The sequence below is a fragment of the Pseudomonas sp. LBUM1672 genome (assembly GCF_059695655.1).
In genome coordinates this window covers 5,730,533-5,740,000 of the sequence record NZ_CP166781.1, presented here as the reverse complement: position 1 = coordinate 5,740,000, position 9,468 = coordinate 5,730,533, and the positions used below count along the sequence as shown (strand labels likewise).

Here is a 9,468-nt window from a genome sequence, read left to right as displayed (position 1 = left end):
CTTGCTGGAGGTATCAGAAGTGCGAATGCTGACATGAGTAACGACAATGGGTGTGAAAAACACCCACGCCGAAAGACCAAGGTTTCCTGCGCAACGTTAATCGACGCAGGGTTAGTCGGTCCCTAAGGCGAGGCTGAAAAGCGTAGTCGATGGAAAACAGGTTAATATTCCTGTACTTCTGGTTATTGCGATGGAGGGACGGAGAAGGCTAGGCCAGCTTGGCGTTGGTTGTCCAAGTTTAAGGTGGTAGGCTGGAATCTTAGGTAAATCCGGGATTCTAAGGCCGAGAGCTGATGACGAGTGTTCTTTTAGAACACGAAGTGGTTGATGCCATGCTTCCAAGAAAAGCTTCTAAGCTTCAGGTAACCAGGAACCGTACCCCAAACCGACACAGGTGGTTGGGTAGAGAATACCAAGGCGCTTGAGAGAACTCGGGTGAAGGAACTAGGCAAAATGGCACCGTAACTTCGGGAGAAGGTGCGCCGGTGAGGGTGAAGCATTTACTGCGTAAGCCCATGCCGGTCGAAGATACCAGGCCGCTGCGACTGTTTATTAAAAACACAGCACTCTGCAAACACGAAAGTGGACGTATAGGGTGTGACGCCTGCCCGGTGCCGGAAGGTTAATTGATGGGGTTAGCTAACGCGAAGCTCTTGATCGAAGCCCCGGTAAACGGCGGCCGTAACTATAACGGTCCTAAGGTAGCGAAATTCCTTGTCGGGTAAGTTCCGACCTGCACGAATGGCGTAACGATGGCGGCGCTGTCTCCACCCGAGACTCAGTGAAATTGAAATCGCTGTGAAGATGCAGTGTATCCGCGGCTAGACGGAAAGACCCCGTGAACCTTTACTATAGCTTTGCACTGGACTTTGAATTTGCTTGTGTAGGATAGGTGGGAGGCTTTGAAGCGTGGACGCCAGTTCGCGTGGAGCCAACCTTGAAATACCACCCTGGCAACTTTGAGGTTCTAACTCAGGTCCGTTATCCGGATCGAGGACAGTGTATGGTGGGTAGTTTGACTGGGGCGGTCTCCTCCTAAAGAGTAACGGAGGAGTACGAAGGTGCGCTCAGACCGGTCGGAAATCGGTCGTAGAGTATAAAGGCAAAAGCGCGCTTGACTGCGAGACAGACACGTCGAGCAGGTACGAAAGTAGGTCTTAGTGATCCGGTGGTTCTGTATGGAAGGGCCATCGCTCAACGGATAAAAGGTACTCCGGGGATAACAGGCTGATACCGCCCAAGAGTTCATATCGACGGCGGTGTTTGGCACCTCGATGTCGGCTCATCACATCCTGGGGCTGAAGCCGGTCCCAAGGGTATGGCTGTTCGCCATTTAAAGTGGTACGCGAGCTGGGTTTAGAACGTCGTGAGACAGTTCGGTCCCTATCTGCCGTGGACGTTTGAGATTTGAGAGGGGCTGCTCCTAGTACGAGAGGACCGGAGTGGACGAACCTCTGGTGTTCCGGTTGTCACGCCAGTGGCATTGCCGGGTAGCTATGTTCGGAATAGATAACCGCTGAAAGCATCTAAGCGGGAAACTAGCCTCAAGATGAGATCTCACTGGGACCTTGAGTCCCCTGAAGGGCCGTCGAAGACTACGACGTTGATAGGTTGGGTGTGTAAGCGCTGTGAGGCGTTGAGCTAACCAATACTAATTGCCCGTGAGGCTTGACCATATAACACCCAAGCAATTTGCTTGCTTCGAGCCCAAAGGCGAAAGAGCACCAGATTGCGGTGTGTGAAGACGAAACGAACCGAAAGTTCGAGATACTCACAAAACACCAAGCTGTCACATACCCATTCGCTGGAGCGTGAACCCGCAAGGGCCCACGACCTGGCTACCGAATTTCTTGACGACCATAGAGCATTGGAACCACCTGATCCCATCCCGAACTCAGCAGTGAAACGATGCATCGCCGATGGTAGTGTGGGGTTTCCCCATGTGAGAGTAGGTCATCGTCAAGATTAAATTCCGAAACCCCAATTGCGAAAGCAGTTGGGGTTTTGTTTTGTCCGCAGGAAATCTAGCCCTCGGGGTTTCTATGCAACGGCTCGGGGCATGGCTATCATGCGGGCCTCATTGTGAGGCGAGACTTGCATGCTGACGTTGTTAAAGCTTCTTAAGGATGGCAAGTTCCATTCGGGTCAGGCCCTGGGCATCGCCCTGGGTATCAGTCGTAGTGCGGTATGGAAACAGCTACAGCATTTGGAGGCTGAGCTCGGCTTGTCCATTCACAAGGTGCGCGGTCGTGGTTATCAATTGGCTGCGCCATTGACGCTGCTTGATCCTGTCGACATAAAAGAACAGGCGCCCTCGTGTGGCTGGCCTATTCTGCTCTTCCACTCAATTGACTCTACTAACGCTGAAGCTCTGCGCGCAATTGAGCGTGGCCAGGCCGCGCCCTTTTTGGTGCTTTCCGAGCGGCAGACTGCGGGGCGCGGCCGGCGTGGACGAAATTGGGCCAGTCCTTTCGCGGAAAACATCTATTACAGTCTCGTATTACGCATCGAAGGTGGTATGCGTCAGCTTGAAGGGCTGAGTCTTGTGGTTGGGCTTGCTGTTATGCAAGCCTTGAGAGATCTCGGCATTCCGGGCGCGGGGTTGAAGTGGCCAAACGATGTTTTGGTTGGCCAGAAAAAGATTGCCGGGATATTGCTCGAGTTGGTGGGTGATCCTGCTGATGTGTGTCATGTGGTGCTGGGTGTTGGAATTAATGTGAACATGCAGGCGACCGATGAGATTGATCAGCAGTGGACATCCATGCGGCTGGAGGCGGGCAGGATGTTTGATCGCAATCACCTCGTCGCGCATTTAGGATTGATGCTTCAGAAGTATCTGGCTCGCCATCAGATCGATGGTTTTTCCGCCATCCAGCGGGAATGGGAACAGAACCACCTTTGGCACGGGCGCGAAGTCACGCTGATTGCTGGAATTAGCCAGATAGATGGTGAGGTGTTGGGTGTCGACAGTCAGGGTGCCTTGCGCTTGAAGGTAAATGGTGTGGAAAAAGTATTTAGTGGTGGTGAGCTCAGCCTGAGGTTGCGTGATGATTCTTGAGCTCGACTGCGGAAACAGTTTCATAAAGTGGCGTGTTCTCCATGCGGATGCCAAACGGGTGTTTGGTGAGGGCGTGGTGGATTCGGATCTCGCATTGCTGGAAAGCCTGAACAGGCTTGAAGGGCTGGCCCTCAAACAGTGCCGGCTGGTCAGCGTCAGAACGACCGAAGAGACTGCGGCGTTGACATCTCTTCTGGCGAAAGCGTTCTCTGTGTCCGCGATATGCGCGGCGCCGGCGCGTGAAATGGCTGGTGTGCGAAATGGATACGAGGAGTTCGAGCGGTTGGGGCTTGATCGCTGGCTGGCGATGCTCGGTGGATTTAACCTGGCCGCAGGAGCATGCCTGGTGCTCGATTTTGGCACCGCTGTGACTGCTGACTTCATTGCGGGAGATGGAGAGCATCTTGGCGGGTTTATTTGCCCAGGCATGCCTTTGATGCGCAACCAGTTACGAACCCATACCCGCAAGATTCGCTATGGCGATATTGCTGCCGAGCGCGCGCTGGAAAGCCTTGCTCCTGGCCGCACAACGGTCGAGGCGGTTGAGCGAGGATGTTCGCTTATGTTGAGGGGCTTCGTCCTGACTCAGCTGGAAATGGCGCGTGGTTATTGGGGGGAAGATTTTGCTGTATTTCTCACCGGAGGTGATGCAGCGCTCGTCTCTGAAATCGTACCTGATGCCAGGCGGGTTCCAGACCTGGTGTTTGTAGGTCTGGCGATGGCATGTCCTTTGTCTTGAGGTTTTTATGCGTTGGTTGTTCCTTTTGCTGCTTGTGCTCAATGTCTTCTATTACATCTGGCATCAACAAGAGGCGCCGCTGCGTGCGAAAGATGTAACGCCTTTGAGTTTGTATCGAGGATCGCAGCAGGACATTCGCTTGTTGAGCGAGGCGACTGATACGGCTCGTGAGAAAGGGAAGTCGGCATCAGTGGGCAGTGGATGTCTCTATTTGGGTGGCTTCACTCGTCAAGAGACCGTGCAAGCTGCTGAGCGACGATTGAGCGGGATGGATATCAGGTTTCAATCCTTGCCGAAAGACTCTTCAGATTCGGTGGGTTACTGGGTCCGCATAGCGCCCGAAAGCCGGCGTTTAGTGGATGATCTTCAGCTGCTAAACCTTTCCAAAGATTTCAATGAGTTAAAACATAAAATAATGCCCTGCGAGGGGGTTGCGCCTGCGGAATAGTTTGCATAGAATGGCGCCCGCTTCGCAGTGAAGACCTTTAGCGGTCAACGGTGCAAGGCGGTGTCAACGCAGCTAACCTCAGGTTTTTAATGAGAAAATGCTTGACAGAAGGTCGGCATGATATAGAATGCCGGCTCGCTTAGGAGGGGTTCCCGAGCGGCCAAAGGGATCAGACTGTAAATCTGACGTCTACGACTTCGAAGGTTCGAATCCTTCCCCCTCCACCATTTTTAGCGAGAGCTGCAAGCTCCGCGGGTATAGTTTAGTGGTAGAACCTCAGCCTTCCAAGCTGATGATGCGGGTTCGATTCCCGCTACCCGCTCCAAGTTTGCAGGTCCTGCAAAGCGTTACGCTCTTGTAGCTCAGTTGGTAGAGCACACCCTTGGTAAGGGTGAGGTCAGCGGTTCAAATCCGCTCAAGAGCTCCATATAACAAGGCAGATATGAAAATATCTGCCTTTGTTTTAATGGTTGGTATTACTGCTTAATTTTTCTGCTGGGGATTGCTTCGATGGCTAAGGAAAAGTTCGAACGTAATAAGCCGCACGTCAACGTAGGCACCATTGGTCACGTCGACCATGGTAAAACTACCCTGACCGCTGCGCTGACCCGTGTCTGCTCCGAAGTGTTCGGTTCGGCAAAGGTTGATTTCGACAAGATCGATAGCGCCCCAGAAGAAAAAGCACGTGGTATCACCATTAACACTGCTCACGTTGAATACGATTCGGCCGTGCGTCACTACGCACATGTGGACTGCCCAGGTCATGCCGACTACGTAAAGAACATGATTACCGGTGCTGCTCAGATGGATGGTGCTATCCTGGTTTGCTCGGCCGCTGATGGTCCGATGCCGCAAACTCGTGAGCACATTCTGTTGTCCCGTCAGGTTGGCGTTCCGTACATCGTTGTCTTCCTGAACAAGGCTGACATGGTTGACGACGCTGAGCTGCTGGAGCTGGTTGAGATGGAAGTGCGCGATTTGCTGAGCACTTACGACTTCCCGGGTGACGACACTCCGATCATCATCGGTTCGGCGCTGATGGCGTTGAATGGTCAAGACGACAACGAGATGGGTACTACTGCCGTCAAGAAGTTGGTCGAGACTCTGGATACTTATATTCCGCAGCCTGAGCGTGCTATTGATAAGCCGTTCCTGATGCCGATCGAGGATGTGTTCTCGATCTCCGGTCGCGGCACTGTTGTGACTGGTCGTGTTGAGCGTGGCATTGTCCGCATTCAGGAAGAAGTTGAGATTGTTGGTCTGCGTGACACTGTCAAAACTACTTGCACTGGTGTTGAGATGTTCCGCAAGCTGCTCGACGAAGGTCGTGCTGGCGAGAACTGCGGCGTTCTGCTGCGCGGTACCAAGCGTGATGATGTTGAGCGTGGCCAGGTTCTGGTCAAGCCAGGCACCGTCAAGCCGCATACCAAGTTCACTGCTGAGGTTTACGTTCTGAGCAAGGAGGAGGGTGGGCGTCATACCCCGTTCTTCAAAGGTTACCGTCCACAGTTCTACTTCCGTACTACTGATGTGACTGGTAACTGCGAATTGCCAGAAGGCGTTGAAATGGTGATGCCAGGTGACAATATTCAGATGACTGTCACTCTGATCAAAACTATCGCGATGGAAGATGGCTTGCGTTTCGCTATCCGTGAAGGCGGTCGTACCGTCGGTGCTGGTGTCGTAGCCAAAGTTATCGAGTAAATTGTTGTAATGTCTTTTTCGGGCCGGCATAATGGTCGGCCTGATTTTGTTTTAGGTCAGTAGCTCAATTGGCAGAGCGACGGTCTCCAAAACCGTAGGTTGGGGGTTCGATTCCCTCCTGACCTGCCAGATTCACTTGGTGTGTCTGGCTTTCTTTTCACAGGATCTTCATAGATGACTCCTAAAGCTGAAGCTCAAGGCTCTCGCTTCGATCTGCTCAAGTGGCTAGTAGTAGTCGCTTTGGTGGTTGTTGGCGTTGTTGGCAATCAGTATTACTCTGCTTCGCCGATCCTGTACCGCGTACTTGCATTGCTCGTCATTGCTGCTGTAGCTGCCTTTGTAGGCCTGCAGACAGTCAAGGGCAAGTCTTTCTTTGTACTGGTTAAGGAAGCGCGCACTGAGATTCGTAAAGTCGTATGGCCAACTCGCCAAGAAACCACGCAGACCACGTTGATCGTTGTGGCTGTTGTTCTGGTTATGGCGTTGCTGTTGTGGGGGCTTGATTCCCTGCTCGGCTGGCTTGTTTCCTTGATTGTCGGCTAAGGGTGTCCCGTGGCTAAGCGTTGGTACGTTGTGCATGCTTACTCCGGTTACGAGAAGCATGTCATGCGCTCGTTAGTAGAGCGCGTAAAGCTGGCTGGCATGGAAGATGGCTTTGGCGAAATTCTGGTTCCCACTGAAGAAGTGGTTGAAATGCGTAATGGCCAGAAACGCAAAAGCGAGCGCAAGTTCTTCCCAGGTTATGTGCTGGTTCAGATGGACATGAACGAGGGTACTTGGCACTTGGTCAAGGATACTCCTCGGGTGATGGGTTTCATCGGCGGTACCGCTGATAAGCCTGCGCCGATCACAGATAAAGAGGCAGAAGCGATTCTGCGTCGCGTTGCTGATGGTAGCGACAAGCCGAAGCCGAAGACGTTGTTCGAGCCAGGTGAGTCGGTACGTGTCAATGACGGTCCGTTTGCCGATTTCACCGGTACGGTCGAAGAAGTTAACTACGAAAAGAGCCGGATCCAAGTGGCAGTGCTCATTTTCGGTCGCTCTACTCCGGTAGAGTTAGAGTTCAGCCAGGTCGAAAAGGTCTAGCTGAGCAAGCATCCCAACCCCGCAGCCCTAGGCTGTGGGGTTTTGTCGTCACTGGGATAAACGCGCAAGTAACCGGGGAGCCTTTCGAGGCGTTCGAACCCGTAATTGGAGTGCCTCATGGCCAAGAAGATTACCGCTTACATCAAGCTGCAAGTGAAGGCCGCTCAGGCTAACCCAAGCCCACCTGTTGGTCCTGCTTTGGGTCAGCACGGCGTGAACATCATGGAATTCTGCAAGGCTTTCAACGCCCGTACTCAGGGTATTGAGCCAGGTCTGCCGACTCCAGTGATCATCACTGTCTACAGCGACCGTAGCTTCACTTTCGAAACCAAATCCACCCCTGCTTCGGTTCTGCTGAAGAAGGCGGCCGGTCTGACTAGCGGTTCCGCTCGTCCGAACACCGTTAAGGTTGGCACCGTGACCCGTGCTCAGCTGGAAGAAATCGCGAAAACCAAAAACGCGGATCTGACTGCAGCTGATATGGACGCAGCCGTGCGTACTATCGCCGGTTCTGCTCGTAGCATGGGCCTTAACGTGGAGGGTGTGTAATGGCTAAGTTGACCAAGCGTCAAAAGGCTATCGCCGGCAAAATCGAAGCAGGCAAGTCCTACAGCTTTGTAGACGCTGCTGCTCTGCTGGCTGAGCTGTCGACTGTCAAGTTCAGCGAGTCGTTCGACGTTGCTGTGAACCTGGGTGTTGACCCGCGTAAATCTGACCAGGTTGTTCGTAGCGCTACTGTGCTGCCACACGGCACTGGCAAGACCGTTCGCGTAGCTGTGTTCACCCAGGGTCCAGCTGCTGAGGCCGCTCTGGCTGCCGGCGCTGACCGTGTAGGTATGGACGACCTGGCTGCCGAAATGAAAGGCGGCGACCTGAACTATGACGTCGTTATCGCATCCCCGGATGCCATGCGCGTTGTGGGTCAGTTGGGTCAGATCCTGGGCCCACGTGGCCTGATGCCTAACCCTAAAGTCGGCACCGTAACGCCAGACGTAGCCACCGCGGTTAAAAACGCCAAGGCTGGTCAGGTTCGTTATCGCACCGACAAAAACGGCATCATTCACACCTCCGTTGGCAAAGTCGGCTTTGATGCCGTCAAGCTGAAGGAAAACGTTGAAGCCCTGATCGCTGATCTGAAGCGTATCAAGCCAGCTTCCTCGAAAGGTATTTATGTCAAGCGCGTTACCCTGAGCACCACCATGGGTCCAGGTCTGGTCATCGACCAAGGCTCGCTCGACGCGTAAGACACAGATTGGCGCAAGTGATTGCGCCAATTGAAAGATTGGGGTCCCTGCCTGGCGGGGGCTATCCAAGACCGTAGGCGACGCAAGTCTTAAACCACAAGCCTACGCAGATGGTGCTCCCGGTTCCTTACCGAATCAGACACCAAAACGACATCTGGCCTCGGTTGGATGAAACGGTAACAAGCAGGAGTTTTTCCCGTGGCAATTAAACTTGAAGACAAGAAGGCCATCGTCGCTGAAGTCAACAAGGCTGCCCAAGTTGCTCTGTCCGCTGTCGTGGCTGATGCCCGTGGCGTAACAGTAGGCGCTATGACCGGACTCCGTAAAGAGGCTCGTGAAGCTGGCGTTTACGTACGTGTTGTACGTAACACCCTGCTCAAGCGCGCCGTTGCTGGCACTCAATATGACGTGCTCAACGACGTGTTCACTGGCCCGACCTTGATTGCATTCTCCAAAGAACATCCGGGTGCTGCTGCCCGTATCTTCAAAGAGTTCGCAAAAGGTCAGGATAAGTTCGAGATCAAGGCAGCTGCGTTCGAGGGCAAGTTCCTCGCGGCTAATCAGATCGACGTACTGGCAAGCCTGCCGACCCGTGACGAAGCAATTTCTCAGCTGATGAGCGTGATTCAAGGCGCAACCAGCAAATTGGCTCGTACTCTGGCGGCTCTTCGCGACCAGAAAGAAGCCGCTGCAGCCTAAGGCTGAGCGACACCTTTCAGCGTTTATTGTTTATTTCGATGGCCGCGTAGGCTGTCACCCCAATACAGGAATTTATAGTCATGTCTCTGACTAACGACCAAATCATCGAAGCAATCGGCGAAAAATCCGTTCTGGAAATCGTTGAGCTGATCAAGGCCATGGAAGAGAAGTTCGGCGTTTCTGCTGCCGCTGCTTCCGCTGGTCCAGCTGCTGTCGCTGCTGTTGTTGAAGAACAAACTGAATTCAACGTCATGCTGCTGGAAGCTGGCGAGAAGAAAGTTAACGTGATCAAGGCAGTACGTGAACTGACCGGTCTGGGCTTGAAAGAAGCTAAGGCTGTAGTTGACGGCGCTCCTGGCATGGTTCTGGAAGCTGTTTCGAAAGACGCAGCTGACAAAGCCAAAGCCACTCTGGAAGAAGCAGGCGCCAAAGTCGAGCTGAAGTAAGCATCGACTTTGCTCCTCCAGCCCGAGCGTTAAGCGAAAGGCTG

10 protein-coding genes, 4 tRNA genes and 2 rRNA genes (1 of these 16 running past the window's edge) are annotated in these 9,468 nt (G+C 53.4%); all 16 read left to right on the top strand.

What is annotated here, in order from left to right; all coding sequences use genetic code 11:
- Positions 1-1,676 (top strand): 23S ribosomal RNA (locus tag ACA053_RS26325) (it extends 1,216 nt beyond the left edge of the window).
- A gap of 173 nt (positions 1,677-1,849) precedes the next feature.
- Positions 1,850-1,965, top strand: a 5S ribosomal RNA gene (gene rrf / locus ACA053_RS26320).
- A 133-nt stretch (positions 1,966-2,098) separates the two neighbouring features.
- The gene (gene birA / locus ACA053_RS26315; protein ID WP_497394021.1) at positions 2,099-3,058 is read left to right on the top strand and encodes a bifunctional biotin--[acetyl-CoA-carboxylase] ligase/biotin operon repressor BirA; all 960 of its coding nucleotides are present in this window, start codon (positions 2,099-2,101) and stop codon (positions 3,056-3,058) included.
- Positions 3,048-3,797, top strand: coding sequence for a pantothenate kinase (locus ACA053_RS26310; protein ID WP_109635262.1), 750 nt, complete (start codon positions 3,048-3,050; stop codon positions 3,795-3,797). Before birA ends, ACA053_RS26310 begins: the two co-directional genes overlap by 11 nt.
- Before the next feature lie 7 nt (positions 3,798-3,804).
- Complete coding sequence (locus tag ACA053_RS26305; RefSeq protein ID WP_497394020.1) at positions 3,805-4,245, top strand: hypothetical protein; 441 nt, start codon at positions 3,805-3,807, stop codon at positions 4,243-4,245.
- A gap of 142 nt (positions 4,246-4,387) precedes the next feature.
- Positions 4,388-4,472, top strand: a tRNA-Tyr gene (locus ACA053_RS26300).
- Positions 4,473-4,496: 24 nt separating this feature from the next.
- Positions 4,497-4,570: transfer RNA gene (locus ACA053_RS26295), tRNA-Gly, on the top strand.
- A gap of 26 nt (positions 4,571-4,596) precedes the next feature.
- Positions 4,597-4,672, top strand: a tRNA-Thr gene (locus ACA053_RS26290).
- An 83-nt stretch (positions 4,673-4,755) separates the two neighbouring features.
- A complete protein-coding gene (gene tuf, locus ACA053_RS26285; protein ID WP_010467251.1) occupies positions 4,756-5,949 on the top strand; it encodes an elongation factor Tu in 1,194 nt (397 codons plus the stop codon).
- 53 nt (positions 5,950-6,002) lie between these two features.
- Positions 6,003-6,078: transfer RNA gene (locus ACA053_RS26280), tRNA-Trp, on the top strand.
- 45 nt (positions 6,079-6,123) lie between these two features.
- Complete coding sequence (gene secE, locus ACA053_RS26275; RefSeq protein WP_007896620.1) at positions 6,124-6,492, top strand: preprotein translocase subunit SecE; 369 nt, start codon at positions 6,124-6,126, stop codon at positions 6,490-6,492.
- A gap of 9 nt (positions 6,493-6,501) precedes the next feature.
- Complete coding sequence (gene nusG / locus ACA053_RS26270; protein WP_007896622.1) at positions 6,502-7,035, top strand: transcription termination/antitermination protein NusG; 534 nt, start codon at positions 6,502-6,504, stop codon at positions 7,033-7,035.
- Between the two features lie 117 nt (positions 7,036-7,152).
- Positions 7,153-7,584 carry a 50S ribosomal protein L11 gene (gene rplK, locus ACA053_RS26265; RefSeq protein ID WP_003210097.1) on the top strand — a complete coding sequence of 144 codons (432 nt, stop codon included), beginning with the start codon at positions 7,153-7,155 and terminating at the stop codon, positions 7,582-7,584.
- Positions 7,584-8,279 carry a 50S ribosomal protein L1 gene (gene rplA / locus ACA053_RS26260; RefSeq protein WP_415771754.1) on the top strand — a complete coding sequence of 232 codons (696 nt, stop codon included), beginning with the start codon at positions 7,584-7,586 and terminating at the stop codon, positions 8,277-8,279. The genes rplK and rplA overlap by 1 nt, the downstream gene beginning before the upstream one ends.
- Positions 8,280-8,477: 198 nt before the next feature.
- Positions 8,478-8,978, top strand: coding sequence for a 50S ribosomal protein L10 (gene rplJ, locus ACA053_RS26255; protein WP_010467255.1), 501 nt, complete (start codon positions 8,478-8,480; stop codon positions 8,976-8,978).
- Between the two features lie 80 nt (positions 8,979-9,058).
- Positions 9,059-9,424, top strand: a complete 366-nt coding sequence (rplL, locus tag ACA053_RS26250; protein WP_010467258.1) for a 50S ribosomal protein L7/L12 — start codon at positions 9,059-9,061, stop codon at positions 9,422-9,424.
- Positions 9,425-9,468: the final 44 nt, after the last annotated feature.